This window comes from Corynebacterium hylobatis, from assembly GCF_003955685.1.
Lineage (GTDB): Bacteria > Actinomycetota > Actinomycetes > Mycobacteriales > Mycobacteriaceae > Corynebacterium > Corynebacterium hylobatis.
Genome location: NZ_RXHJ01000007.1, coordinates 17,289 through 43,175, shown reverse-complemented (window position 1 = coordinate 43,175; position 25,887 = coordinate 17,289). Strand labels below are relative to the sequence as shown.

Here is a 25,887-nt window from a genome sequence, read left to right as displayed (position 1 = left end):
ACCACCGTCATGGTCGTCGCGCTGCTGGCGGCCAACGCCTTCTTCGTGGCCGCCGAGTTCGCGCTGATCTCCTCGCGCAAAGACCGCATCGAGTCGCTGATCGCGCAGGGCCGCAAGGGGGCCCGCAAGGTCCTCTACGCCACCGAGCACCTGTCGATCATGCTGGCCGGTGCGCAGTTCGGCATCACCATCGCCTCGCTGATCCTGGGCAAGGTCGCGGAACCGGCGATCGCCCATTTCCTCGAGGCCCCTTTCACTGCCCTGGGCGTGCCGGAGAATCTGCTGCACCCCCTGTCGTTCATCATCGCCCTGGCCTTCATCACCTTCCTGCACATCCTCTTCGGTGAGATGGTGCCCAAGAACATCGCCATCGCAGGTCCCGAGACCCTGGCGATGTGGCTGACCCCGGCGATGATCTGGTGGGTGAAGATCACCCGCCCGCTCATCGAGTTCATGAACTGGATCGCGCGCATCACGCTGCGGGCCTTCGGCATTGAGCAGAAGGACGAGCTGGATTCGACCGTGGACCAGGCGCAGCTGGCCTTCATGATCAAGGAATCCCGCGAGGAGGGGCTTTTAGACGCCGAGGAGACCCTGCGCCTGTCCCAGGCCCTGCGTTCGGAGAAACGTTCCCTCAAGGAGGTCATGATCCCGCTGGGTAAGGTCCGCACCCTGGACTTCGGCCGCCGCGGCCCGACGCTCGGGGATCTGGAGGCCGCGGTCGTGGAGACGGGTTTCTCCCGGTTCCCGGTCACCGGCACCGACGGTTCCTACCTTGGCTACATCCACGTCAAGGACGTCCTCGACCGCCTGGCCACCGCCAGCGGCCAGGAGTACATCCCGCGCACCGACCTGCGTCCACTGACCATCGTCGACGGTTCCGGCACCATGGATGAGGCGCTGCGCAAGCTGCACCGCCGGTCCGCGCACATGGCCCAGGTCCGTGACCGCGGCGAGCTCATCGGCGTGCTCACCCTGGAGGACCTCATCGAGGAGTATGTCGGCACCGTCAACGACTGGACGCACGAGGATGCCTGAGCTTCTCGACGCCGCCACCTGGCAGCACCGCCTCACCGCCCACCAGCAGCGCGCCGACGATCTCACCCGGGATCACCTGGCCCGCCGGCAACGCCATGAGAAGCACCCGGTCTACGACTTCCTCTTCGAGTACTACCCCGTGCGCGCCGCCCAGCTGCGCCGCTGGCACCCCGGCGTCGGCGTCGACCTGGAAGGGCAGGCCCCGCAGGCGCAGTGGCGCGACTACCTGCTTCTCGACGGCCGCACCACCCTCGACCTGCCCGCCTTCTGGACCCGTCGTGGCGAGTCCCTGACCTACATCCGGGATCTGCTGGTGCGCACCAACCTCAACCCCGCGCACTTCGACTGCTTCGGCCTGCACGAGTGGGCCATGGTCTACCGCACCGGCAACCCGCGCCACGACCTGCCCCTGCGGCTGGGTGCGGCGGGCAGTGACGCGGTCGTCGAGAAGCACCGGATCCGGTGCACCCACTTCGACGCCTACCGCTTCTTCACCCCCGCTGCCCGACCGCTCAACCTCACCGTCCTGGAACGTGCGGACCAACCCGCCAACGACCAGGCCGGCTGCGTGCACGCCACGATGGACCTGTACAAATGGGCCGCCAAACTCGGGCCCCTGGTGCCCGGTGAGCTCTTCCTCGACTGCTTCGAACTGGCCGTCGACGCCCGGGTCCTCGACATGGAGGCCTCCCCCTACGACTGCCGCGCCTACGGTTTCGGGGTCGTGGCCATCGAGACCCCCGAGGGCAAGGCCGAGTACATCGAACGCCAACGCGACCTCGCGGAACGTGGAAAACCGCTGCGTGACCGGCTTGTCTCCCTCATCGACCAGGCGGAGACCACTACACTTCAGGGCTAGTATCCGTCGCGTCAGGAAGGCATGCCTGTGGCCCGTCATCGCAGTGGCAAGAACAACTTCGCCGTCTCCGGCAACGTCATCATCGCCGGCATGGTGGTTCTCGCCCTCATCGCCGCCACCGTGTGGTGGTTCAGCTTCCGCGGCACCACCGCGGAACAGGCCCAGACACCCGAGTGCATCCAGGGGGAACTCATCCTGCCGGTCGCCGAGGCCTCCCCCGGCCTGGATGAGGGGCTGATCAACCAGTGGAACGCGACTGAGCCCATTGTCCGTGACCACTGCGTGACCGCCGAGCGGGTCTCCTCTGTCGATGACGCCGCCGTCCTGATCACCCACGACAACCCGGAGGCGGACAGTCAGCTCGGCGAGCGCACCGTCTCCTCCGTCGTCCCCGTCGACGTGTGGACCGGGCAGCTGTGGACCAACGGCGAGGCCGAGCTTGACGACGTCGACCCGGCCGCCGTGACCTACCCCGTGTCCACCGACCCGGATACGGCCGTCGCCGTGGCCGTGGCACTCGCCGGTGACCAGGCCCCCGCACTGCTAGCCCGCGACCGGGACCCGGGACTGCGGGACCAGGCGGAGATCCTCGCCGTGGGCCCCTCGGCCGGCATCCACAAGGGCATGGGCACCACCCGCGATGTCGAGGGCGCCGAGGTGGTCATCCTCGCCCACGTCCTCAACCCCGCCGGCGGGATCACCGAGGAGCAGGCCCGTGCCGCGGCCGAATTCGCCCGCTTCCACGACGTCAGCGAGCAGATCCCCGCCGAGCTGCCGGACCGCACCGCAGCCTGGGCGGCCGTGACCGGGGATCCCGCCCCGGAGGCCCCCGAGGAGGAGACCACAGCGCCGGAACCGGAGGCGATCATGCCCGCCGACACACTGCTGCTGCTGGACACCTCCGCCGGCACCGCCACGGACTTCGGCGGCGGATCCATCTACTCCGAGACCGCGAACTCCCTGCGCCAGATCGCCCTCGACCTCGGCGGGGATGGCCGACAGGTCGCCCTGTGGAACTACTCCTCCCCCATCAACCCCGGCGTGACCCAGGGCTGGCGACGCAACATCGGCTTCTCCGAGGGCGACCGCGCGGCCGAGGCGGTCCTGCGCTTCGGTACCGGCGGGGTCCCCCAGACCCGTTCCGCGCTGGTCGCGGCCGTGGCCACCGCCGCCGACAAGTCCCGGGAGACCGGAGAGACCACCCGCGTGCTGCTGGTGACCACGGGCACCGAACAGGACATGGACGACGCCGCCTTCACCGATGCCCTCAACCAGACCCGCGGTGATGCGGACGTCCGGATCGAGACCGTCCACGTCGGTGGCGGCGGGGTCGACGGGGTGCTTGCCGAGCAGAGCACGCTCACCCACATCACCGACCCGGCCCAGCTTGATGCCGGGCTGCGGGCAGCAGCCGGACTGTAGGCGTTGATGTAGGTCTGGTCCGTTAGCTCTCACCACGTATCCCTCAAGTGACCGGTCCCCGATCAGGTGGCACTACTCGAGAGATACGTGACAGGATCTAACGGACCAGACCTACATCATCAGCCCAGCTGCCAGGTCGGGGCGAAGACGTCCATCGACTCCCGGGCCTGCTCAGGGGTGGCACCCTCGAAGTTGATGAGCAGCTCATCCGCCTGCGTCAAGACCGCGAACTTCTCCAGGTACTCCGCCGCCTGCTCGCCGGTGCCCACCCCGGCGAAACGCAGCATGAGGCGGGCCCGGGGGCCGTGGCGCTGGGCACGCTTGGCCAGCACCTGATCAAATTTCTCCGCCGCGGCCTGCTCTGTCTCTGCGGCGATGATGTTGACACCTGCCAGGACATGAGGTTCCGCCAGATCCGCGGAGGGCCGGAAGTGCTCCCGGTAATGGGACACCGCCGCTCCGAGGTAGTCGGGGGCGAAGTGGGAGGCGAAGGCGTAGGGCAGTCCCAGCTGGGCGGCAAGCGATGCGCCGTACATGGAGGAACCGAGGATGTAGAGCGGCACATTGGTGCCTGCCCCCGGGATGGCCTGGACCCCGGGGATCTGCGAGGTGCCCTTGAGGTAGTGGTCCAGTTCGATGACATCCTCGGGGAACCGGTCGGAGGCGTCGAAGGGGCGTCGTAGGGCACGGCCGACGGTCTGGGCGTCGGTGCCCGGGGCCCGGCCCAGTCCGAGGTCGATGCGTCCCGGGTACATCTCCGCAAGCGTGCCGTACTGTTCGGCAATGGAATAGGGCGCGTGGTTGGGCAGCATCACCCCACCGGAACCCAGGCGGATGGTGTTGGTCTGCGCGCCGATGTGCGCGATGAGCAGGGAGGGCACCGAGGAGGCGCGGGCCGGGGAGTTGTGGTGCTCCGCGTACCAGACCCGGGAGAAGCCGAGCTCCTCCGCGCGCTGGGCCAGCCGCGTCGAGGTGGCGATCGCCTCGTGGGCGTTCTGCCCGGGGTAGATCGTGGCGAAGTCGATGATGGACAGTGGGAGTGTTCGGGACATGGATCCAGGCTAGTTCCTGATGCTGGCCGCCCCTCCGGCGCCCCGTGTCCCGGGCAGCTCTTCGAGGTTGCAGGGAGGAATCACCGCCCAATCATTGAGGGGCATGAACCAGTCATCTCCGGACTGCCTCAGTGACTCTGTAAATTTTCTACCCTTTTAGTCACGGTACGTAACTCCCCCGGACCTGGTGCCTACCTGGAAAAAGACGTACGCCGCCCACCTCCGACCGCACGTGAGCTGGGCGGGGAGGTGGGCGGCGTCGCTGGAACTGAGAGCTAGCTGCTCTTGCGGCTGCGCCGGGCAGCCAGTTCATCTAACCCGATGACGGTGGGATCGGTGACCTCTTCCACCCGCTCTGAGGGGAAGGCCGCGATGGTTCCGGTCAGTTCCTTCATGATCCCCGGCACGGCGATGCCGAACACACCCTGACCACCGCCGAGTAAATCGATGACCTCATCGTTGGAGCGGCACTCGTAGACGGTGGTGCCGTCGGAGACCAGGGTGATCTCGGCGATGTCGTTGACGCCGCGGTCGCGGAGCTTCTCCACGGCGAGGCGGATGTTCTGCAGGGAGATGCCGGTGTCCAGCAGACGCTTGACGATCTTCAGCACGAGGATGTCGCGGAAGGAATAGAGGCGCTGCGAACCGGAGCCGCGCGCACCACGGATGGAGGGCACGACCAGTTTGGTGCGTGCCCAGTAGTCAAGCTGGCGGTAGGTGATGCCGGCGACCTGGCATGCGATGGGCACACGGTAGCCGACCTCCTCCCCTGGACCGAGGTCGAAGAGGGACTCCTGGACGGGTTGATTGTTCGTGCTCACGTAATTACTCCCATGGGGTTTTTAAAGGCACCTTATGCGCCATTAAAATCCAAGGTTAGACGAACGTCAAGGGGTAGCGCGAAGCCACGCCGAAAACATGAGCTACATGAACCGTGTCCGGGTCAGTCCTTTTCGGTGTTTTCTTCCTCGTCATCGGGCCCGGAATCGGACTCGGGGCCAGCATCAGCTGGGCCGTTGCCTTCGAAGAAATCCGATTCTGACATGCCGAGTGAACGCATCATCTGTTCGAAATCGGCGTCCGCCTCCGCATCCCCGGAGGCGGAGAGTTCCTCGCCGCTGGTGGTGGGTGCGGAATCGAAACGCAGGCCGAAGTATTCTTCCAGCACATCATCGGAGACGAAGAAGGAGGCCTGGTTGAGCACATCCTCCTCCACGTGGATCTCCAGTTCCAGGGCGCGGGCGATGAGCAGCGCGTCGGAGGGGCGGGCGTCGAGCTGCTCACCGTCAGCCAGTACGAGTGAGGCGATGAACACGCCCTCATAGTGGCTGATGATGTTGACGGCCGTGACTCCCCCGGTGCTCCGGTTGAGCAGGTCGAGCAGCAGGTCGATGGTGCCGGGACGGCGCGGGGTGTACCCACCCTGGCGGATGTCCAGTTCAGCGGCGGCCAGCGGTGACATCCAGATCGGGAGGATCCGGTTCTGCTCTGCCCATCGCAGGAGCACGCAGGTGAACTGCTCCGGTCCGGCGGTGTGCACACCGTGATATTCAACGGGGATCAGTGTCAAGACAGCTCATCCCGCAGTGCGTTCTTGACCAGGCTCGCGTGCAGGGAGACCACCAGCGCGCTCATCTGCTGCCCCATCTCCTGCGCACGCTGACGCGCGGTGTCACCGTTGGAGCGAGCGACCGGCCCGGCGACCTGACCGATGAGGTCGGCCTGCCGGCTGGCGGTGTTGCGCAGCGACCGCAGGTGGCGCTCGTCGAAACCGAAGCCCTTGAGCGCCTGGGCGGTGGTGACGATGCGGACGTCGTCGGCGGTGAAGAAGCCGGCGTCGTCGGGGCGGATCAGCCCGGCGTCGAGAAGCACGAGGACATCGTCGACCGATGCGCCCGCCTGCGCGGCGACATCCGTGTCCGTCAGGCGTGTGGCCGCCGGCGCGCGGAAGCTCTCCGGCGAGACGATCGGCTCGGCCTCGACTGCGGTGAGCAGCGCGGTGACGGAACCGGAGTCCATGGCGTCCAGCTGCTCGCGGATCACCTTGAGCGGCAGATAGTTGTCGCGCTGGGTGAGCAGGATGTAGCGCAGCCGCTTGACATCGTCCCCGGTGAAGCGACGGTAGCCGGAGGCGGTGCGCTGGGGCGTGATGAGCCCCTCGGACTCGAGGAACCGGATCTTGGAGACGGTCACGTCCGGGAACTCGCCACGCAGCGCCTCGAGGACTTTACCGATGGACAGTGTCCTCACTGTCCGGGGTGTGCCCCCGGTGGCGCCGTGCACCGAGGTCGGACGGACGTCCGCCGACTTTCGAACAGCACTCACTGTGAATTACTCGCCCGTTCCTAGTCCTTCTTCGGGCCGGAGAGGAAGACCAGACGGAATTTGCCGATCTGGATCTCATCGCCGGTGGTCAGTACCTGGGAGTTACGCGGCTCGCGGTTGACGTAGGTGCCGTTGAGGGAACCGACGTCGAAGACCTCGAACTCACCGTCGTTGATACGGAACTCCGCGTGACGGCGCGAAACCGTGACGTCATCGAGGAAGATGTCCGACTCGGGGTGTCGGCCGGCGGTGGTGATCGCCTGGTCCAGCAGGAAACGTGCGCCGGCGTTGGGGCCACGCTTGACCACGAGGAGACCTGCACCCTCGGGGAGGTTGTCTGCCCCGGAGGCGGCAGGAGCGGAGCCTGCGCCGGACTCCATTTCCTTGAGAAGATCGGCCCGGAAGACCGAAGTGGTCTCCACCTGGGCCTCAGGAGTACCGGTGTTCTCGCTCATTTTCTAAACCTCCGCTTTTGTCGGAACTGTGACTGTTAGCCATCATAGCGACTGCAACGGCCACATGAGTGCGTCAGTGGCCGGATGTCGCACCCAGGGGGAGCCCCCGGGGTAGGTCGATCAGCGGAATAGATTACCAATTCCGGAGATCACTGAATTACCCGACCCCGCCAGCGGGTTGTCGGAGACCATGTAGGTCCATGTCGCCGAGGGGCGGGCGAGGCCGCCGTCGAGCAGATGGGCGCCGTCCTCGTCGATCTCGATCTCCGCGAAGGTCTCCACCGCCTTATCGACGGCCCGTTGCGCCAGATCCTTGAACTCACGCACCGCGATGCGGTGGTACTCGTCGATGGGGGTCTCCCGGGCGATGGCCCGTAGATGGATGGATTCCCGCACGTCATCCATGACGGCCAGGTGCTCGGCCCATTCATCGTCGAGGTGGAAGAGCATGATGTCCCGGGCCGCCTGCACCCGCACCCCCTCATCCAGGTGTGCCAGTTGCGCAGAACGCCACGGGTTGCGCTCGGAGAGCTCCTGCCAGGCCAGGTCCGTGTCCAGCAGGCGGGAACGCCGCTCATCGACGGTCACGCGCTGGTCCGCGAGCAGCTGGTTGTACTTCCACGTCTGGGAGTGGATCTCCAGCAGCTGCCCTTCGGTGACGCGCTGGCAGTGGCCGACCCAGTCCCGGATGCGGGGTGAATCAATCAGTCCACTCGGGTCCGGGTGTGCGGTGACGTTGTCGCCTGCCCCGCCGGAGACGACGACGTCATCCTGCAGGGAGACGAAGAACAGGGACAGTCCCGGGTCCCCCTGCCGCCCGGCGCGTCCGCGCAGCTGGTTGTCCAGGCGGGCGGTGCGGTGGCGGGCGGTGCCGATGACGGCAAGCCCGCCGAGGGCGGCGACGGCCTCGTGGTCGTCCTGGTCGGCACCGCCGAGGCGGATGTCGGTGCCGCGGCCGGCCATCTGGGTGGAGACGGTGACCCGGCCGAGGTCACCGGCTTCGGCGATGATGCGGGCCTCCTCGGCGTGGTTCTTGGCGTTGAGGACGTTGACCTCGATGTCATAGTCGGCCAGTGCTTCGGCAAGCGCCTCGGATTCCGCGACGTCCTGGGTACCCACCAGCACCGGCTGGCCGGTGGCGTGGATGCGGGCGATCTCCTCGACGATGGCGCGATTCTTCTCGGCGAGGGTGGCGTAGATGCGGTCGGCCTCGTCGAAACGCTGCAGTTCCTTGTTGCGGTCGATGACGGAGACGTGCAGGTCGTAGAACTGGCGGAGCTGGTCGGTGGCCTCCACGGCTGTGCCGGTCATGCCGCAGACCATCGGGTAGCGGCGCATGAGTGCCTGGAGGGTGATCGTGTCGAGGATGCGGCCGCCCTCGGTGACGTCGAGGCCTTCCTTGGCCTCCACGGCAGCCTGGAGGCCGTCGGGCCAGCGCTGCAGGTCGGCGACACGTCCGCGGGAGGCGTCGATGAGCTGGACCTTGCTGTCGGCGACGATGTAGTGGATGTCGCGGATGAGCAGGGCCTTGGCGTGCAGGGCCAGGTTGACCTTGACCAGGGTGGTGCCCACGTGTTCGTCGTCGTAGAGGGAGGCTATGCCCAGGGCGCCTTCGACGCGGTCGGCACCGGCGTCGGTGAGGAAGACGTTCCGGTGGTCGTCGTCGATGGTGTAGTGCTCGCGTTCGCGCAGGTGGCGCACGACGTCGGTGATCTGCCCGGCGGTCTCGAGTCCGGGTTGGCTGCCGGCGAGGACGAGCGGGACGAGGGCTTCGTCGACAAGCACGCTGTCGGCCTCGTCGACGAGCGCGACATCGGCGGGTGCCTGTACGGCGTCCGCGCGGCGGGTGATCTGCTGGTCGCGCAGGACGTCGAAACCGATCTCGTTGACCGGCCCGTAGACCACGTCGCAGGCGTAGGCGGCGCGGCGTTCCTCCGGGCCCAGTTTCTCGGTCACGGCGGCCACGCTCAGACCGAAGAACTCGACGAGGGGGCGCATCCATTCGGCGTCACGCTCGGCGAGGTAGTCGTTGACCGTGATCACGTGCACCCGCTTGCCGGTCAGTGCGAAACCGGTGGCGGCCATGGCGCCGACCAGTGTCTTGCCCTCGCCGGTGGCCATCTGGATGACATCGCCCTCCACCAGGCGCAGCACGGCCTGGGACTGGACCGGGAAGGGCGCCAGCCCCAGGGTCCGTTCGGAGGCCACGCACAGCACGCCGAGGAATGCTGCGGGGTCGGAGATGGAGCCCCCGGCGGCGAGCTCGCGCGCGCGGTGGGCGAGGGCGGCGTCATCAAGCTGCGCCATCCCGGATGTCTGTGCGCCGGCATCCTTGACGATCGCACGGCTGCGCTTCTGATTACGGGTCGATTGAGCACCCATCGCCCGCCAGAACCAGTCGAATGCCACGGTGAACCTTCCTGTGGGCCTGCAAGTACTGCTCACCACCCTAGTTGAGGGTCATGGCTATTCTTGTTGACATGCATTCTGTGAGCGTGAAAATTCCCTCGGCGCGAGGGACGATGATGGCCGGCACCATTGACTACCCGGACACCCCGCCCATCGCCTATGCGGTATTCGCGCACTGTTTCACCTGTAACCGCTTCGTCCCCGCCGCTTCGCGCGTGTGCAAGACGCTCGCGGAGCACGGGATCGCCGCGCTGCGTTTCGACTTCCCCGGCCTGGGCCAGTCGGAGGGGGATTTCGGGGACACCACGTTCACCACCAACGTCGACGACATCATCGCCGCCAGCCGGTGGCTCGCCGAGAATCACCAGGCCCCGCAGCTGCTCATCGGCCACTCCCTCGGTGGGGCTGCTGCCCTCAAGGCCGCGACCCGCCCGGAGATGGCCTCCATCACGGCCGTGGCCACCCTCGCCGCCCCCTTCGATCCGGCGCATGCGGTCCTCCACTTCGCCGACCACATCCGCGACGCCGAGGAGGACGGCTCCGTCACCGTCACCCTCGCCGGCCGCGACATCAACATCTCGCGGGAATTCCTCGAGGACCTCGCCGACAACAACCCCGAGATCTACCTGCCCACCCTGCGCAAGCCACTGCTGCTGCTGCACTCCCCCACCGACCAGACCGTCGGCGTGGACAACGCCGGCAAGATCTTCCGCGTCACCCGCTACCCCAAGTCCATGGTGTCGGTGGACCGGGCCGACCACCTGTTCACCCGCGGCACCTCCGCCGTGGATGCCGGGCACACCATCGCCGAGTGGGCGAAGCCCTACCTGCAGCCTGCCTATGCGGCGCCGGCGGTGAACACCGACCAGGTGAAGTCCCAGGTGGCCGCGGGAACAAAGTACGGCGTCATCCTCAACACCCGCACCGGGGAGCTCAAGGCCGATCTGCCGAAGACCAACGGCGGCAAGGGGCAGGGGCACTCCCCCGTCGACCTGCTCATGTCGGCCCTGGCCACCGCCTCCACCCACGCCATCCGTGAGGCCGCCACCGGCATGAAACTTGACGACGTCGAGGTCTCCATCACCAACGCCTCCCGCAACGTCTTCGAGCGCAAGATCATCCTGCACGGGCAGCTCAACGATGTCCAGCGCCGCCAGCTTCTCGACGCCGCCCGCACCTCCCCCGTCGAGGCCATGCTCGCCGGCGCCAAGATCATGGACGTCCCGGCATGAGCGGCGACTGGGAGGGCAGGCGCTGCCCCTGCAACACCGGCCTGAAGTATGAGGAGTGCTGCGGCCGCTACCACGCCGGCGCCGTCGCACCCACCGCTGAAACGCTCATGCGTTCCCGATTCACGGCCTTCGTCGTCCGTGACGCCGAGTACCTGATGCGCACCTGGGATCCGGACACCCGCCCCTATGAGCTGACGCTCGTTGACCTGCCCGTGCAGTTCTACCGCCTCGACATCCTCGACGTCTTCGAAGGTGGGCCCTTCGACACCGAGGGCATGGTCGAATTCGAGGCCTTCTACCGCGGCGACCCGCCCGGTTCCCAACGCGAGCGATCCATCTTCAGCCGCATCGACGGGGCCTGGTTCTACACCGCCGGAGACATGGACTGACCAGGCGATTCGACTTAAAGGATCACACTGTTGTAACCTGAACCACGTTGCACTTCGGGTGCAACGGCGGACTGTGGCGCAGCTTGGTAGCGCACTACACTGGGGGTGTAGGGGTCGCAGGTTCAAATCCTGTCAGTCCGACGAGCAGACTCAAGGCCAGAAGGTATTCCACCTTCTGGCCTGTTTCATTTTCCGGGCGGGATCTGTGGGAACGGGAAATTTATCTGATCAACTCGGGTCCAGAAAGCAGGATTTCAAGAAGAAGTTGATCAGATAAATCCGACGCCAAGGCCTGCGACGCAGCAGGTCTTCGACAAAAATAGGTCCGTATGACCATCACCCCGCTCACCCACGCCACCTACAACGAGTTCACCGCACGCCCAGGGCTGGTCCTGGCCAACTTCTGGTCCACCTCCTGTGGCCCGTGCCTGCGTTTCCGCAGGAGCTACCAGGCCGCCGCCCGGGAGATCCCGGAGGCCGCCTTCGGGGAGGCCGAGGTGGAGATACAGCAGCTGCTGGTCAGGGACCTGGAAATATCCACCATCCCGACGCTGCTCATCCACCGGGATGGCGAACTCGTCTACCGCGACCCCACTCCCCGGCCGGAGTCCGGCACCTTCAGCACCATCCCGGGCGCCCCGCGGTTTCTGGACGTGATGTACCGGCAGGAGGAGTTCATCAGTTTCGTCCGCACCCTGTGAAACCGTTGCGACGTCTGCCCCCGCGTCCTATGGTCGAGGTCACACGGGTAATTTCCCCGGCAAAACCAACCGCCACAGGAGTGCCATCATGACCACCACCCCCACGGGCTACACGTACGACCAGGAGCTGCCCGCCTCCCCTGTCACCGAGGAACAGCTCCAGAAGCTGCTCACCGACGTCATGTGGTCGGAAGCGGATGTCCCCGCGATCCGGCGCGCCGGGGAGATCCTCGCCCCACGGGTCACGGAGATCCTCGACGTCTGGTACAAATTCATCGGTTCCACCTCCCACCTGGTGTCCGTGTTCGCCGGTCCGGACGGGGAACCTGACGATGCCTACCTGGCTGCGGTGCGCGGCCGCTTCGAGCGCTGGGTGGTGGATCTGTGCACCCGGGACTTCGACGGGCGGTGGCTGGCCTACCAGGAGGAGATCGCGCTGCGGCACCACACGTCGAAGAAGAATCAGACCGATAATGTGGACTCACCGGTCCCCCACGTACCGATGAGCCATATATTCGGCCTGGTAGTGCCGGTCACCCTCTCGGTGCGCCGCTTCCTGGAGGAGGGCGCCACCGAGGGGGAGGATGTCGAGGCCATGCACCAGGCGTGGTTCAAGGCCGTGACGGTCTCCCTGGTGCTGTGGACCCGCCCCTACGCCGGCGAGCTCTGGTAGCGCCCGTCAGCCCAGGAGTGTCTTGTCGGACAGGGTCGCGCCCTTGATCCGGCTGAACTCGCCGAGCAGGTCCCGGACGGTCAACTGCGACTTCGTGGCGGCGTCGGCCTCGTAGACGATGCGGCCCTCGTGCATGAGGATCAGGCGGTTGCCCAACCGGAGGGCCTGCTCCATGTTGTGGGTGACCATGAGGGTGGTCAGCCTGCCCTCGGAGACGATCTTCTCGGTCAGGCCGGTCACCAGCTCGGCCCGCTGGGGGTCAAGTGCTGCGGTGTGCTCGTCGAGAAGCATGATCCGCGGGTTGGTGAAACCGGCCATGAGCAATGACAGTGCCTGGCGCTGCCCGCCGGAGAGCAGCCCGACCTTGGCGGACAGACGGTGCTCCAGGCCGAGTTCCAGGGTGGCGAGCTTCCCGACGAACTCTTCCCGGCGCCTACGGGTCAGGCTCGGGCCGATGCCGCGGAATCTACCGCGCATGAGCGCCAGGGAGAGGTTCTCCTCGATGGTGAGGTTGGGGGCGGTGCCCGCCAGGGGGTCCTGGAAGACCCGGCCCACGAAACGGGCCCGGCGGTGTTCGCGGAGGCGGTTGACGCGGCGGCCGTCGATGATCACGTTGCCGGTGTCCACGGACAACCTGCCGGCGACGATGTTGAGCAGGGTGGATTTGCCCGCGCCGTTGGAGCCGATGACGGTGACAAAATCACCCTGGTCCATGGTCAGGTTGAGGTTGGCCAGCGCCACGCGTTCGTTGACGGTGCCAGGGAAGAAGGTCTTCGACACGTTCTCGATTCTCAGCATGCCCCTACTCCGATCCGGCCGTGGTCAACGCCGCCGCGGCAACTGCGCCCGCCGCGATCCCGGTGGCTGCGGTGGTCCCGCGCCGGTTCAGGTACCAGCGGCTGAACCAGCGCCACATCTCCTTGAAGCGGGGCACCAGCAGCGCCACGATGACCAGCAGCGCGGTGATCAGCTTCATGTCGTTGGGGTCGAGGCCGACCTGCAGCGCCAGGAAGATGATGATGCGGTAGAGCACCGCGCCGACGATGACGGCGAAGACCGCGGCCCACAGCCAGCGCTGGCCGAGGATCGCCTGGCCCATGATCACCGAGGCCAGACCCACCAGGATCAGGCCGATGCCCATGGAGATGTCCGCGAAACCCTGGTACTGGCCGACCAGGGCACCGCACATGCCGACGAAACCGTTGGACAGCGACAGGGTGAGGATCTTGGTGTAATCGGTGGACACACCGAAGGAGGTGATCATCGGACCGTTGTCACCGGTGGCCCGCAGCGAGAGGCCGAGGTTGGTGGTGAGAAACCACACCACGAGCAGCCCGAGGGCGGCGACCATGATCGCCAGCATGCCGGCCCCGGCCCAGGTGCCCAGGACGCCGGCTTCCCGCATGCCGGTGAAGACGGTCTCCTGGCGCAGCAGGGGGATGTTCGCCCCGCCCATGATCCGCAGGTTGATCGACCACAGGGCGATCATCGTGAGGATGCCGGCCAGCAGGCCGTCGATCCGGCCCTTGGTGTGCAGCAGACCAGTGACGCCACCGGCGATGAAGCCGGTGACGAAGCCGGCCAGGGTGGCCCACACCGGGTCCCAGCCACGGAGGATGCCCACCGCGGCGGTGGCGGCCCCGGTGGTGAAGCTGCCGTCGACCGTCAGATCGGGGAAGTTGAGGACCCGGAACGTCAGGAAGACACCGAGTGCCATCACCCCGTAGATGAGGCCGACCTCGACGGCGCCGATCATGCCGTCTCGGCCTCGTCGAGGATCGCCTGCGGGATGGTCACGCCCTGGCGCTCGGCGGCCTCCTCATTGATGACGTAGGTGAACTCGGTGGCCTTCTCCACGGGCATGGTGGCTGTGTCCTCACCGTCGCGGAGCACACGCAGGGCCATCTCACCTGTCTGGCGGCCCAGCTCGGTGTAGTCGATGCCCAGGGTGGCCACGGCACCACCCTCGACGGTGCCGGACTCCGCGCCGATCACCGGGATCTGCTTCTGCTCGGCGACCTGGATGAGAGAGGCGATGCCGGAGACGACCATGTTGTCGGTGGGCACGTAGATGGCGTCGACGTCGCCGAGGGCCTCGACGGCCTGCTGGATGTCATTGGCGGTGGTCACGGTCTGCGTGACGATCTCCAGGTCACGCGGTCCCGCGGCCTCCCGGGCAGCCTCCACCTGGACCTGGGAGTTGACCTCGCCGGAGGCGTAGACGATGCCCACGGTACGGGCGTCCGGCACGAGCTCCTTGAGCAGGTCGAGCTGGTCCTCGATGGGGGCGACATCCGAGGTGCCGGTGACGTTGCCACCCGGGGCCTCCTCGGAGTCGACCAGCTCCGCGGAGACCGGGTCGGTCACGGCGGTGAACAGCACCGGGATGTCGGTGATGTTCTGGGCGGTGGCCTGGGCGGCGGGGGTGGCCACGGCCAGCACCATGTCCAGGTCCTTGCCCGCGAACTGCTGGGCGATGGTCAGAGCGGTGGACTGCTCTCCGTTGGCGTTCTGCTCGTCGAAGCTGACGTCGACGCCGGCCTCCTCGAAGGCCTCCTTGAAGCCGGCGGTGGCGGCGTCGAGCGCCGGGTGCTGGACGAGCTGGTTGATGCCGATGGTGTAGCCGTCATCCCCCGTGGCATCCGAGGTGGAGTCGGAGTCGGAGGTGCACGCGGTCAGAAAAAGCGCGGCGGCGGTGAGACCGGCCATTACCTTGGTGCGTGAGGAGAACATGAGTGGTTCCTTCCTGGACCCTGTGTGATCTGATACGCACCTCAATCTACTTGCCCCGCACATCACACAGCCGATGACCCGCCTCAAACCCTCAGGAAGGGAACACCTCGGTGCCCGGCCGGGGCTCTCCCGGCTCCTCGACCGGCGGTGGTACGGGTTCCCGGATGATGAGGCACTCCGGTTCGATCGTCACGGTGAATGCGGAGACCTCACTGACCTCGTCACCGTCAACCTCAAAGATCTCCGGCTGCGCCAGCGATACGTCGAGCCGGGTGGCGGTGGCGTAGCGCAGGGTGTCGGTGTCGTGGTCACCGCCGGTGACCTGCCCATCCCGGCGCGCCAGGCGGTTGCGTACCTTCCGTCCCATGTGGAGGGCCAGTTGTCCGACGATCTGGAACCAGCCGGGCAGGCCTTTGGGGCGCAGGGCGACGATGTCGAAGTGGCCGTCGTTGGCCACGGCATCAGGAAACAGCGGGATGTTGCCCACCAGTTCGCCGCAGTTGCCGATGATGAGGGAATGGACGCGGGTCCGGCGGGCGGGGGTGCCGTTGAGTTGCCAGGTCAGGCGGATGCGGCGGCCGCCGGTGAGCGATTTTGCGATGCCCACGGTGTAGGCGAGGAACTTCACCCGCTTTTTCAGGTCATCGTCGGTGTTGATGATCATGCCGGCGTCCACCCCGATGCCGGCCATGACCACGAAGTCCAGTTCCTCGGATTCGCCGTCGGGGCGGGTGAGCAGCGCGGTGCAGACGTCGATGCGCGTGTCCCGGCCGGAGAAGGCGGCCTCCACGGCTGCGGGAATCTCCAGGGGCAGTTTGAGGTTGCGGGCGAGCAGGTTGCCGGTGCCTGCGGGGATGACGGCCAGCGTCACGTCGGTGCCGCGTAGGGCGGCGGCTACGGCGCGGATGGTGCCGTCGCCTCCGACGGCGAGCACCATGGTGTGGCCCTCCTCCGCGGCCTGCTGGGCGGGGCCGAATCCGGGGTCTTCGACCGAGGTTTCCAGGAAGGTCGGTGGTTGCCAACCGTGGTCGGTGGCGGCCGTGGCCACCAGATTCTGCAGTTCACGGACATCAACCTTGGTGGGGTTGAACACCACGGCCACGCGGGGCGCGGAATCGTTGGGCCTCATAGGACCCCAACCTACACACCGAAGAAGTTGCGGACCTCGGAGGTCGCCCCCTCGGGCCAGACATGGGTGCCGCCGCCGATGCGGAGGTGGACGACGGGCAGGCGGCAGCCCAGCCAGTGCTGTTCGACGATCTCCGGGCTGTTGCGGGTCAGGGCGACGCCGTCGCAGCGGTTACGCTCGGCGAAGTCGTCGAGGACCTCCTGGACGGGTTCGTAGTCGGTGCCGTGGCGTTGTCCGCCGTTGTAGTAGATGACGTCGTCGTGGGTGCCGTGGATGTCCAGCAGGGCGACGGGGCGTTCGCTGCAGTCCTGGTGGATCGTCTCGTAGTAGGCGGCGCCGACGGGGGCGACGGCGTGGAAGCTCTCGGGCATGTGGCAGCTGAGATAGGCGGCGAATCCGCCGCCGTTGGAGAATCCGGTGGCGAAGATACGGTTGCGGTCGACGGGGAAGGTGGAGACGACCTCATCGAGGAGAGTCTGCACGAATGCGAGGTCCTCCTCCCCTGCCGTCTCCGCGTAGGGGGCCGGGGCCCAGGCCCGGTCGACGCCCTCGGGGTAGATGACGATGGCGGGGGCCCCATCGAGTCCGGTGTTCGCGGCCAGCTCCTCGGCGGTCTCCTCCCAGCCGTGGAAGGCGAAGATCACCGGCCACTGCCGGCCGCGGTAGAAACCGTCGGGGGTGGACATCCGGAAGTGGCGTTGCCGGTCGTTGACGGTCAGGGTGTCGCGGGTGGTCTTCTGCGGGGCGCCGGCGCTGGGTGCCACCGTCTCCTCCCCCGCCGGCTGTTTTCCGGTGGGGATGGTGCAGCCCGTGAGCAGCATTAACGCCGCCAGTACAGCGGTCAGGGCGGTTCTCATCAAAATTCACCCTTCTGGAAGCCTCTGGTGGTGGCCATGGGGAGGAATGCGCGATCACACATTACGCTGATGTTCCACCTAGTGGGTAACCGTCAGACCCGCCCCCGCGACCAGGCCGACCACAGTTCGGTGTAGCGTCCGCCGCGGGCGACGAGTTCCTCGTGGGTGCCGTGTTCCACGACCTCGCCCTCCGCCATGACGAGGACCTGGTCCGCGCGGGAGGCCTGGTCGAGGCGGTGTGCGACGACAAGTGCCGCGCGGTCGCGGGTGACCTCCTCGGCGGCGGCCTCGAGGTTGCCCGCACCGACGGAGCCGGATTCGGCCGTGGCCTCGTCCATGACCACCACCTTCGGGTCGAGCAGGAGGATACGGGCCAGGGCCAGCTGCTGGGCGGCCACAGGGTCGAGCTGGTGGCCGCGGGCACCGACCTCGGTGTCCAGTCCCTCGGGCAGCTCATCGAACCAGTCGGCACGTACCCGGGCCAGCACCTCGAGGAGTTCGGCGTCGGTGGCCTCCGGGCGGGCGAGGGTGAGGTCCTCGCGCAGGGTGCCGGAGAAGACGTGGACGTCCTGGGAGATCATGGCCAGCCGGGCCACGCGTTCGGCATCGGAGAGGGAGGAGACCTCGACCCCGTCGATACGCACGGTGCCCTCGTCGGGCACGCGCAGCCCGGCGAGCAGGGCGGCGACGGTGGTCTTGCCGGCACCCGAGGCACCCACCAGGGCCACGGTCTCGCCGGGCCGGATGTCCAGGGAGACATCGCGCACCGCCCATCCCGAGCCGTAGCTGAAGCTGACGTTGTCCATGACCACGCGGCCGACCTTGGCCGGCGCCCCGGTGTCGGGGACAGGCGCCGGCGGGTCGGAGACCACGCCGACGATACGTGTCAGGGAGGCATAGCCGGACTGGACCATGTCGAGCACCCGCATGATCATCATCAGCGGGCCACGCAGACGGATGAGCATCAGCGCGGCGCCGGTGACCGCACCAACGCTGAGCGCTCCCGTGGTGGCCAGGCGGTAGCCGACCAGCAGGGCGACGGAGAGCATGATGAATTCCGTGACCACGATCCACATCTGCAGGACCATCATGGTCATCCGTGCCCGGACACCCTTGTCCACCACATCCGTGGAGGACGCGTTGATGCTGCGGTGCATCTGCTCCTCCATGCGGTAGGCGCGCACCGTCGCCCGGCCACGGATGGCCTCCAGCACACGGCGGGCGCGTTCGGCCATGGCGGCGCGCTCCCCGGCGTAGCGCTCCGGGGCGACCTTGAGGTAGGCGCGGGCAGCGAGGAAGTAGATGGGGGCGACGACCAGCGGCACCAGCAGGAACTGCCAGTCGAGGCTGAACAGGGCGATGGTGGTCGCCGCGATCATGAACACCGAGCTGGCCAGGATCGGCAGGGTCTCGGTGACGGCGGTGGACAGCTCGGCCACGTCATCGGTGGAACGTGAGACCAGGTCACCGGTGCCGGCGTCCTCCACGCGGTGGACGGGGAGCCCGAGGGCCGTGCCGACCATGTCATCGCGCAGGTTCGCGATGACCCGCTCACTGATCCGCGAGAGCAGGTAGAAACCGGTCGCCGAGAGTACGGCGGCGGTCAGAGCCGCCACCACCAGGAGCAGCCCGGTGATGAGCAGGTCTCCGTCGTCGAGGACGATGTCGACGATCCGGCCCAGCAGGATCGGAACCAGCACATTGGCGCCCGAGCCCAGGCTCAGCAGCGCGATCGCCGCCCAGAACCCGGGTCCCGCGCCGGGGACCGCGCTGATCTGGCGGGCCACCTCACGGCGGACCTGGCCGAGGTCCGCGAGGGGGAAACGCAGTTCACTCACAGGACAATCTCCTCGGATGCGTCCAGCACGCGGTCGGCGACGGCGAGCCAGGCGGGGGCGCTGGTGTAGACGAGCGTGACCCGGTCGCGGCGCAGGTCGGCGACGCGGCCGGCGATGGCCTGCTCGGTCACGGAGTCCACCGCGGTGGTCGGTTCCTGGAGGATGAGCACCTCCGCGTCGGTGGCCAGGGCACGGGCCAGGGCCACGCGCTGGCGCTGGCCGCCGGAGAGGTTACGGCCGTTCTCGCCGACCTCCCGGTCGGGGCCGCCGGGGATGTCCTGGGCGCTGGCGCTGTGCAGCGCCGCGCAGGCGACGTCGCGGTCGGGGTGGATGTTGTCGATGACGCGGCCGTCGAAAAGATCCGCCGAGTAGGGGGCGACGACCACGCGGGGGCGCGGCAGGAGCACCAGGTCGTCCGGGGCGCGGTCGGTGACCACGGTCAGGCCGGCGGGCAGCTCGGGGACGTCCGCGTGTTCCTCAGGTAGCGCCGGTCCGGCGCCGAGGATCTCCACGATGCGTTTGCCGGAGGCCTGGGCCGCCGCCCAGCGGGAGGCGATGTTCTTGCCCAGCATGGTCATCGGCTGGATGATGAACTGGGTCAGGCCGACGACGGTGATCAGTTCACCGACGCTGATCTGCCCGTTGACGGCGAGTGCGCCCGCCGCCACACCCACGCCGATGACGTAGACGGCGCCGGTGGATTCGGTGATGGCGTTGAGACGGGCCTGTGCGGCGTTGGCCTCCACGGTGCGGTGGTAGGCCTCGTCGGAGACTGCCGCGTAGCGGCCGCAGACGGTGTTGACCGCGCCGAGGCCCTTGAGGATGCGCAGTCCCTGCACCACGTCGGTGGCCATCGCAGCGGTCCGGGCCAGGGCACGCTGCCGCAGGGTGGAGCGCCTGCGCAGGGGGATGGAGGCCTTCAAGGCCATCCACACCACCAGCGGTCCGCCGATGAGCACGGAGATGCCCAGCCACGGGTTGATCGAGAGCATGACCACGCCGACGTAGATGACGGAGACGATCTCGGCGACGGGGAAGACCGTCATCATCACCGCATCGGAGACGCGCTGGGTGTCGGAGGAGGCGATCGACAGCAGCTCCCCGGCGGTGCGCGGCCGGCCCGCCATGCCGCGCGGATCCTGGATCCGGTCGGTCACCGCCATGCGCAGATGGTGGCCGATGAGCAGGGCGGAACGGATGAGCAGGAGACGGGCGAACCAGCTGGTCACCGCATTGAGGACGAAGACGGAGGCCAGCACCCCGAGCCACAGCAGCAGGCGCTGGAAATCACCCGGCGCGATGGCCTCGTCGATGGCCCGGCCGATGATCAGCGGGGTCAGGCCGTTGCACAGGAAGGCCACGGACATGAGGACCGCTGAGGCCCCGGTGTGCCGCCACCTGGAAAAGACGGTCCTGAGCAACCACCGCGGATCATCCGCCGCCGGAATTCGTGACATGATGGGTATCCTAACTGACCCCGATTTCCCAGCCAGGCACCCATGACCCCCTCCCCCGCCTTCCGTCCCGCCTCCGGGAAGGACACCCCCGGTTTCACCGATGACTCCCACCGGCAGCGCTCCGCGTGGGCTTTCCGGACCGGGGCCGAGACCTACGATGATGTCCGCCCGGGTTATCCGCCGGAGGTGGTGGATCTGCTCGCCGGTCACCGGGTGGTCGCTGATCTGGGTGCCGGGACGGGCAAGCTGACGGCCGCGCTGGTGGGTGCGGGGCATGAGGTGCTGGCCGGTGATCCCAGCCCGGACATGGTGCGGGTCCTGCATGAGCGGTTGCCGGGGGTGCCGGTGTGGCGGGCGACGGCTGAGGCGACCTCGCTTGCCGACGCCGCCGTGGACGCCGTCACCTGCGCGCAGACGTGGCACTGGGTCGACGCGGCCGCGGCCTGTACGGAGCTGGACCGGGTGGTGCGCCCGGGTGGCCGGGTGGTGCTGGTGTGGAACAACCTCGATGTCAGTCATCCCTGGGTGCTGCGCCTGACGCGCATCATGCACTCGGGCGATGTGCAGCGCCCGGGTTTCGTCCCGGAGGTGCACGCGCCGTGGTCGGTGACCGGGGAGCTGCGCACGGGCTGGGTCCAGCACCTGCGCACCGGCCAGGTCCATGATCTGATGGCCTCGCGTTCCTACTGGCTGCGCTCGGATGGGAAGGTCCGGGCGCGGATGACCCGCAATCTCAACTGGTACCTCCACGAGCGGCTGGGTTTCCAGGAGGGTGAGCTGCTGGCCATCCCCTACCGCACGGATGCCTTCATCCTGGAGCGCTGAGCGGTATCAGAGGGCGGTATCAGAGGCCGAAGCGTTCCCCGCCGCGATGGAAGGTGTCATAGCGGTGGCCGGTGAGCCGGAAGCCGTCGCCGGTCTCCTCGCTGAGGCAGGCGAGGGAGCCCTCCGCGGGGCTCAGGCAGGTGACGGTGCCCAGGCGGATCATCTCGCCGGGAGCCAGGCGTTTCGCCGGCACGCCGGACGTCTGTCCCGGGGGTGCTGCCCCGATATCGGCGGAGAATTCCCCGTTGTGGTGCTGCTGCTCGTCGAAGACGATGAGTGAGGACTCCTCCTGCGCCGTCGCCGCGGAGACGCATTCCCCGGAGGTGCCGGAGCCGTTGACCCGGATGTGGCATTCGGTGACTCCGTCGGAGGAGGCGAAGGCGTGCCCGTCCTGACCCGGCAGCCGGAAACGCCCGGCGGGCACCTCCGTGTACTCGAGCTGCGTCACCGTTTCAGTGACGGAGGTGGAGCCGGAGGGGGTGACCAGCTGGGCATGGTCGGTCGGGTCGGTGGGGTCGGTCGGGGTGGCGCAGCCGACGAGCAGCAGTCCCGCGGTGAGCAGGGCCGTGGCACGACGTACCACGGGGACGCTACTTCCTGGTGCGACGTTCGCGCACGCGCACCGCGATACGGACGGGGGAACCGTGGAAACCGAACCGCTCGCGGAACTTGCGTTCCAGGTAGCGGCGGTAACCGGCATCGAGGAAACCGGTGGTGAACAGGACGATCACCGGCGGACGGGTCGAGGCCTGGGTGGCGAAGAGCACGCGCGGCAGACGGCCGGCCTTCATGGGCGGAGGGTTCGCGGCAATCGCCTCACGCAGCCAGTTGTTGAGCTGGCCGGTGGAGATACGCCGGTCCCAGCTCTCCAGGGCCTGGAGCATGGCCGGTTCGAGGCGCTGCAGGGCGCGGCCGGTCTGGGCGGAGACGTTGATGCGGGTCACCCACGGCAGGTGGCTGAGCTGCTGGTCGATCTCCCGGTCGAGATCGTAGCGGCGGTCCTCGTCCATGAGGTCCCATTTGTTGAAGGCGATGACCAGCGCCTTGCCCGATTCCAGCACCATGTTCAGGACGCGCTGGTCCTGCTCGGAGATGGGTTCGGCGGCGTCGATGAGCATGACGCAGACCTCGGCGGCGTCGATGGCCGCGTGGGTGCGCAGGGAGGCGTAGTACTCATGGCCCTGGGCCGTGTGGACCTTCTTGCGCAGGCCGGCGGTGTCGACGAACTTCCACAGCTTCTGGTCGAGCTGGACCAGGGAGTCGACGGGGTCGACGGTGGTGCCCGGCACGTTGTCGACGACCGAGCGTTCCTCCCTGGCCACCTTGTTCAGCAGCGAGGACTTGCCCACGTTGGGCTTGCCCACGAGTGCGACGCGGCGTGGGCCCTCGACGATGGAGGATTTGCGCGGGGTCTCGGGGAATTTCGCCAGGACCTCATCGAGGACGTCGGCGCCGCCGCGGCCGTGGAGTGCGGAGACCGGCCACGGGTCGCCGAGGCCGAGGGCGTAGAACTCCGCCATGTCGGCGTAGAGGGTGTCGGAGTCGAATTTATTGGCCACGAGGACGACCGGGACCTCGGCCTTCTGCAGGCGCTTGGCCATGACGGAGTCGGTCTCGGTGATGCCGACCTTGGTGTCGACGACCATGACGATGACGTCGGCGGTCTCCATGGCGACCTCGGCCTGGCGGGCGATGGCGGCGTGGATGCCCTTGACGTTGGGGTCCCAGCCGCCGGTGTCCTGCACCAGGTAGCGGCGGCCGTTCCACTCGGCGAGGTAGGAGATGCGGTCGCGGGTGACGCCGGGGAAGTCCTCTACAACGGCCTCACGGCGGCCGAGGAAGCGGTTGACCAGCGTCGACTTGCCCACGTTGGGGCGGCCGACGATGGCGACGGTGCACAGCTCCTCCTCGAGGTGCTCCTGGGTCTCGATGCCCAGGCGTTCCTCGAGGTCGGCCCACTCCTCCTCGGTCATCTCGTCGAAGTTGAAGTCCTCGGGGTCGAAGTCCTCCGGGGCCCAGCCTTCACCGGGGGCGAGTTCCTCCTCGTCGATGAAGACGCCCTCGGCGTCCATTTCGCCGCCGCCGGGGGTGTGGAAGACGAATTCGGTCTCGTTCTCGTCGGGGCCGGGGGTGTTCTGCTCGGTCATCGGGAGGACTCCTTCACTAGCTCGATGAGGTTCTCGAGCACCTGGTCGAGGGTCATCTCGGAGGTGTCGATGATGGTGGCGTCCTCGGCGGGACGCAGGGGCGAGGTGGCACGGGAAGAGTCCATCTCGTCACGGCGGATGACATCGGCCAGCACGGTACCGAAATCGGCCTCGCGGCCGGCGGAGCGGTCCTGCTGGTAGCGGCGACGGGCGCGGACCTCCGCGGAGGCGGTGAGGTAGGCCTTGGCGGGGGCGTCGGCAAGCACGACGGTGCCGATGTCGCGGCCTTCGACGATGGCGCGGTGCGCCTCGGCGGCCAGGCGGCGCTGCAGGGCGACGAGGTTCTCGCGCACCTCCGGCACGGCGGAGACCGCGGAGACGTTACGGGTGACCTCGGGGCCGCGGATCTCCTCGGCGACGTTCTCCCCGGCGAGCAGTACCTCGGTGGAGTCAGGGTCGTTGTTGACACCCAGCGGCAGGTCGCGGGTGGCCTCAATGACCTTGTTGACGTCCGTCGGGTCCACGCCTGCGCGCAGCACGGCGAGTGTGGCCACGCGGTACATGGCGCCGGTGTCGATGTAGCAGGCGTCCAGGCGCTTGGCCAGGGCGCGGCAGGTGGTGGACTTGCCGGTGCCGGAGGGGCCGTCCACCGCCAGGATCAACCCACCTCCCGGCATGTTGGAGCAGCTCACATTCCCACCGCCTTGTACAGCGAGGTCAGCTCAGACTGGTTGAGGGCACGCAGGTGGCCCGGCTTCTGCTCGCCGAGCTGTACCGTGTGGAGTTTGGTGCGCACGAGGCGCTGGACCGGGTAGCCGGCAGCCTTGAGCATGCGGCGGACGATGTGCTTGCGGCCCTCGTGCAGCTCCACGCGCAGCAGAGACTGGCCCTCGTGGGTGTCCACGATCTGGACGTAGTCGACCCTGGCGGGGCCGTCGTCGAGTTCGATGCCGTTCTTCAGGGTGCGGATGAGCTTGCGGTCAGCCTCGCCCAGCACGGTGGCCAGGTAGGTCTTGGACACCTCGTACTTCGGGTGCATGAGGCGGTTGGCCAGCTCACCGTCGTTGGTCAGCAGCAGCAGGCCCTCGGTGTCGGCGTCGAGACGTCCGACATGGAACAGGCGCTGCCCGGAGGCGAGCTTCTCGGCGACGTAGTCACCGACGCAGGGACGGCCCTCGTCGTCCGACATGGTCGACAGCACGCCGCGGGGCTTGTTGAGGAGGAAGTACTGGTGTTCCTCGTTGACGTTGATGCGCACCCCGTCGACGCGGATGACATCCACGTTCGGATCGACGCGCGTGCCCTGGACCTTGACGACCTTGCCGTTGACCTCGACACGGCCCTTGTCGATGAGGACCTCGGCATGGCGGCGGGAGGCGACGCCGGCCTGGGCGAGCACCTTCTGCAGGCGGATGCCCTCGGCGGCGGGGGCGGTCTCGCCCTCGTAGAGCCAGTCGGCGCCCAGGCTCTCGGCGACGGAGCGGGCGGAGGCGGCCTTCTTGCGGCGCTCCTCGGAGGAGACGTTCTGGCGGCGGGCGGGGCGGGCCTGGGACAGCGGAATCTCGGATGCACGGGGCTTTCTGCCCTGGTTTTCCGGTGTGCCGTCACGGCGAGCGGGTGGAGTCACGGAGATCGTGTCCTTCTCATTCGGTTATGGATTTACTTCCGCCCAACCCTACCGGATGGACCCTCAAAACTCCTCGTCGATGGAATCGACCTCGGGCAGCAGCGGTGCCAGATCGGGCAGCCGGTCGAGCGAATCGATGCCCAGCAGCTCCAGGAACAGCTCCGTGGTGGCGTAGCGGCGGGCCCCGGAGAATTCCTCGGTGCCAACCTCGCGGATCAGCCCGCGCAGCTGCAGGGTGCGCATGACGCCGTCAACGTTGACGCCGCGGACCGCGGCGACCTGGGAGCGGGTGGCCGGCTGGCGGTAGGCCACCACGGCCAGGGTCTCCAGGGCTGCGCGGGAGAGCCTGGTCTGGGAGCCGTCCAGCAGGAACTGCTCCACCACCGCCGCGTTGGCGGGCCGGGTGTACAGCCGCCACCCCTCCCCTGTCTCCCGCAGGTCGAAGCCGGAGCCCCGGTCGTTGAATTCGGTCGCCGTGGCCCGCAGCAGGCTGATGACTGTGTCCTCCTCCACCTCAAGGACCCGGGCCAGGGTTGTCGCGGTGACCGGGGTGTCGATGACCAGCAGCACTGATTCCAGGCGGGAGCGCAGCTGGCCGATCAGGGGCAGCTCAGTCACAACTCATGTCCCTCACACCAGGAAAACAGGATGACGTCAAGTTCACGCCCTTGTCTTTCTTGTTAAAAGGGAGCCTGCCAACCATTGCGGGCACGGAAAGT

The 25,887-nt window shown here is 67.6% G+C and carries 26 protein-coding genes and 1 tRNA gene; 9 read left to right on the top strand and 18 right to left on the bottom strand.

The window, feature by feature from the left end; all coding sequences use genetic code 11:
• The first annotated feature begins 9 nt into the window (after positions 1 to 9).
• From EAH68_RS07110 to EAH68_RS07100, 3 genes are read left to right on the top strand one after another with little or no spacing between them, the layout of a single operon-like run.
• The gene (locus EAH68_RS07110) at positions 10 to 1,038 is read left to right on the top strand and encodes a hemolysin family protein (RefSeq protein WP_439647620.1); all 1,029 of its coding nucleotides are present in this window, start codon (positions 10 to 12) and stop codon (positions 1,036 to 1,038) included.
• Entirely contained in the window at positions 1,031 to 1,897 is an 867-nt protein-coding gene (locus EAH68_RS07105; RefSeq protein ID WP_126120636.1) for a 3-methyladenine DNA glycosylase, read from the top strand. The genes EAH68_RS07110 and EAH68_RS07105 overlap by 8 nt, the downstream gene beginning before the upstream one ends.
• A gap of 27 nt (positions 1,898 to 1,924) precedes the next feature.
• On the top strand, positions 1,925 to 3,319 hold the full coding sequence (locus tag EAH68_RS07100) for a hypothetical protein (RefSeq protein WP_206436375.1): 1,395 nt from the start codon (positions 1,925 to 1,927) through the stop codon (positions 3,317 to 3,319).
• Between the two features lie 119 nt (positions 3,320 to 3,438).
• Here the strand turns inward: EAH68_RS07100 and EAH68_RS07095 are convergent, their stop codons facing one another.
• The 6 genes from EAH68_RS07095 to secA2 all read right to left on the bottom strand — a co-directional run bounded on the left by EAH68_RS07095 (position 3,439) and on the right by secA2 (position 9,560).
• Positions 3,439 to 4,371, bottom strand: a complete 933-nt coding sequence (locus tag EAH68_RS07095; protein ID WP_126120634.1) for an LLM class flavin-dependent oxidoreductase — start codon at positions 4,369 to 4,371, stop codon at positions 3,439 to 3,441.
• 275 nt (positions 4,372 to 4,646) lie between these two features.
• Positions 4,647 to 5,192, bottom strand: a complete 546-nt coding sequence (locus EAH68_RS07090) for a MerR family transcriptional regulator (RefSeq protein WP_126120633.1) — start codon at positions 5,190 to 5,192, stop codon at positions 4,647 to 4,649.
• A 122-nt stretch (positions 5,193 to 5,314) separates the two neighbouring features.
• Positions 5,315 to 5,941 (bottom strand): bifunctional nuclease family protein, encoded by a 627-nt coding sequence (locus EAH68_RS07085; RefSeq protein WP_126120632.1) that lies wholly within the window; start codon positions 5,939 to 5,941, stop codon positions 5,315 to 5,317.
• Positions 5,938 to 6,696 (bottom strand): transcriptional regulator FtsR, encoded by a 759-nt coding sequence (ftsR, locus tag EAH68_RS07080; protein WP_126120631.1) that lies wholly within the window; start codon positions 6,694 to 6,696, stop codon positions 5,938 to 5,940. The genes EAH68_RS07085 and ftsR overlap by 4 nt, the downstream gene beginning before the upstream one ends.
• Positions 6,697 to 6,716: 20 nt before the next feature.
• Positions 6,717 to 7,151 (bottom strand): oxoglutarate dehydrogenase inhibitor Odhl, encoded by a 435-nt coding sequence (gene odhI, locus EAH68_RS07075; RefSeq protein WP_126120630.1) that lies wholly within the window; start codon positions 7,149 to 7,151, stop codon positions 6,717 to 6,719.
• A 120-nt stretch (positions 7,152 to 7,271) separates the two neighbouring features.
• Complete coding sequence (gene secA2 / locus EAH68_RS07070; protein WP_277600461.1) at positions 7,272 to 9,560, bottom strand: accessory Sec system translocase SecA2; 2,289 nt, start codon at positions 9,558 to 9,560, stop codon at positions 7,272 to 7,274.
• Positions 9,561 to 9,631: 71 nt separating this feature from the next.
• Here secA2 and EAH68_RS07065 point away from each other — a divergent pair, with 71 nt between their 5' ends.
• The 5 genes from EAH68_RS07065 (at position 9,632) to EAH68_RS07045 (ending at position 12,555) form a co-directional block, all read left to right on the top strand.
• On the top strand, positions 9,632 to 10,792 hold the full coding sequence (locus EAH68_RS07065; protein WP_126120629.1) for a bifunctional alpha/beta hydrolase/OsmC family protein: 1,161 nt from the start codon (positions 9,632 to 9,634) through the stop codon (positions 10,790 to 10,792).
• A complete protein-coding gene (locus tag EAH68_RS07060) occupies positions 10,789 to 11,181 on the top strand; it encodes a YchJ family protein (RefSeq protein ID WP_126120628.1) in 393 nt (130 codons plus the stop codon). Before EAH68_RS07065 ends, EAH68_RS07060 begins: the two co-directional genes overlap by 4 nt.
• Positions 11,182 to 11,248: 67 nt before the next feature.
• Positions 11,249 to 11,322, top strand: a tRNA-Pro gene (locus EAH68_RS07055).
• A gap of 188 nt (positions 11,323 to 11,510) precedes the next feature.
• On the top strand, positions 11,511 to 11,882 hold the full coding sequence (locus EAH68_RS07050; protein WP_126120627.1) for a thioredoxin family protein: 372 nt from the start codon (positions 11,511 to 11,513) through the stop codon (positions 11,880 to 11,882).
• A gap of 88 nt (positions 11,883 to 11,970) precedes the next feature.
• Entirely contained in the window at positions 11,971 to 12,555 is a 585-nt protein-coding gene (locus EAH68_RS07045; protein ID WP_126120626.1) for a protoglobin domain-containing protein, read from the top strand.
• 6 nt (positions 12,556 to 12,561) lie between these two features.
• Here the strand turns inward: EAH68_RS07045 and EAH68_RS07040 are convergent, their stop codons facing one another.
• From EAH68_RS07040 to EAH68_RS07010, 7 genes are all read right to left on the bottom strand, one after another.
• Positions 12,562 to 13,353 (bottom strand): ABC transporter ATP-binding protein, encoded by a 792-nt coding sequence (locus EAH68_RS07040; RefSeq protein WP_126120625.1) that lies wholly within the window; start codon positions 13,351 to 13,353, stop codon positions 12,562 to 12,564.
• 4 nt (positions 13,354 to 13,357) lie between these two features.
• Complete coding sequence (locus tag EAH68_RS07035; protein WP_126120624.1) at positions 13,358 to 14,311, bottom strand: ABC transporter permease; 954 nt, start codon at positions 14,309 to 14,311, stop codon at positions 13,358 to 13,360.
• On the bottom strand, positions 14,308 to 15,288 hold the full coding sequence (locus EAH68_RS07030) for an ABC transporter substrate-binding protein (protein WP_126120623.1): 981 nt from the start codon (positions 15,286 to 15,288) through the stop codon (positions 14,308 to 14,310). The genes EAH68_RS07035 and EAH68_RS07030 overlap by 4 nt, the downstream gene beginning before the upstream one ends.
• A 91-nt stretch (positions 15,289 to 15,379) precedes the next feature.
• On the bottom strand, positions 15,380 to 16,417 hold the full coding sequence (locus EAH68_RS07025; protein ID WP_126120622.1) for a diacylglycerol/lipid kinase family protein: 1,038 nt from the start codon (positions 16,415 to 16,417) through the stop codon (positions 15,380 to 15,382).
• A gap of 11 nt (positions 16,418 to 16,428) precedes the next feature.
• Entirely contained in the window at positions 16,429 to 17,274 is an 846-nt protein-coding gene (locus tag EAH68_RS07020) for a CE1 family esterase (RefSeq protein WP_126120621.1), read from the bottom strand.
• A 92-nt stretch (positions 17,275 to 17,366) separates the two neighbouring features.
• A complete protein-coding gene (locus EAH68_RS07015) occupies positions 17,367 to 19,103 on the bottom strand; it encodes an ABC transporter ATP-binding protein (RefSeq protein WP_126120776.1) in 1,737 nt (578 codons plus the stop codon).
• A gap of 5 nt (positions 19,104 to 19,108) precedes the next feature.
• Positions 19,109 to 20,569 carry an ABC transporter transmembrane domain-containing protein gene (locus EAH68_RS07010; RefSeq protein ID WP_126120620.1) on the bottom strand — a complete coding sequence of 487 codons (1,461 nt, stop codon included), beginning with the start codon at positions 20,567 to 20,569 and terminating at the stop codon, positions 19,109 to 19,111.
• Between the two features lie 42 nt (positions 20,570 to 20,611).
• On the opposite strand from EAH68_RS07010, the gene EAH68_RS07005 reads away from it, so the two are divergent.
• The gene (locus tag EAH68_RS07005) at positions 20,612 to 21,394 is read left to right on the top strand and encodes a class I SAM-dependent methyltransferase (RefSeq protein WP_126120619.1); all 783 of its coding nucleotides are present in this window, start codon (positions 20,612 to 20,614) and stop codon (positions 21,392 to 21,394) included.
• Positions 21,395 to 21,413: 19 nt separating this feature from the next.
• Here the strand turns inward: EAH68_RS07005 and EAH68_RS07000 are convergent, their stop codons facing one another.
• The 5 genes from EAH68_RS07000 to scpB all read right to left on the bottom strand — a co-directional run bounded on the left by EAH68_RS07000 (position 21,414) and on the right by scpB (position 25,786).
• A complete protein-coding gene (locus EAH68_RS07000) occupies positions 21,414 to 21,977 on the bottom strand; it encodes a hypothetical protein (protein ID WP_126120618.1) in 564 nt (187 codons plus the stop codon).
• Positions 21,978 to 21,984: 7 nt separating this feature from the next.
• A complete protein-coding gene (gene der, locus EAH68_RS06995) occupies positions 21,985 to 23,541 on the bottom strand; it encodes a ribosome biogenesis GTPase Der (RefSeq protein WP_126120617.1) in 1,557 nt (518 codons plus the stop codon).
• Positions 23,538 to 24,218 carry a (d)CMP kinase gene (gene cmk / locus EAH68_RS06990; protein ID WP_206436379.1) on the bottom strand — a complete coding sequence of 227 codons (681 nt, stop codon included), beginning with the start codon at positions 24,216 to 24,218 and terminating at the stop codon, positions 23,538 to 23,540. The genes der and cmk overlap by 4 nt, the downstream gene beginning before the upstream one ends.
• An 11-nt stretch (positions 24,219 to 24,229) precedes the next feature.
• Positions 24,230 to 25,168 carry a pseudouridine synthase gene (locus EAH68_RS06985; protein WP_126120615.1) on the bottom strand — a complete coding sequence of 313 codons (939 nt, stop codon included), beginning with the start codon at positions 25,166 to 25,168 and terminating at the stop codon, positions 24,230 to 24,232.
• Positions 25,169 to 25,231: 63 nt separating this feature from the next.
• Entirely contained in the window at positions 25,232 to 25,786 is a 555-nt protein-coding gene (scpB, locus tag EAH68_RS06980; RefSeq protein ID WP_126120614.1) for an SMC-Scp complex subunit ScpB, read from the bottom strand.
• Positions 25,787 to 25,887 lie beyond the last annotated feature (101 nt).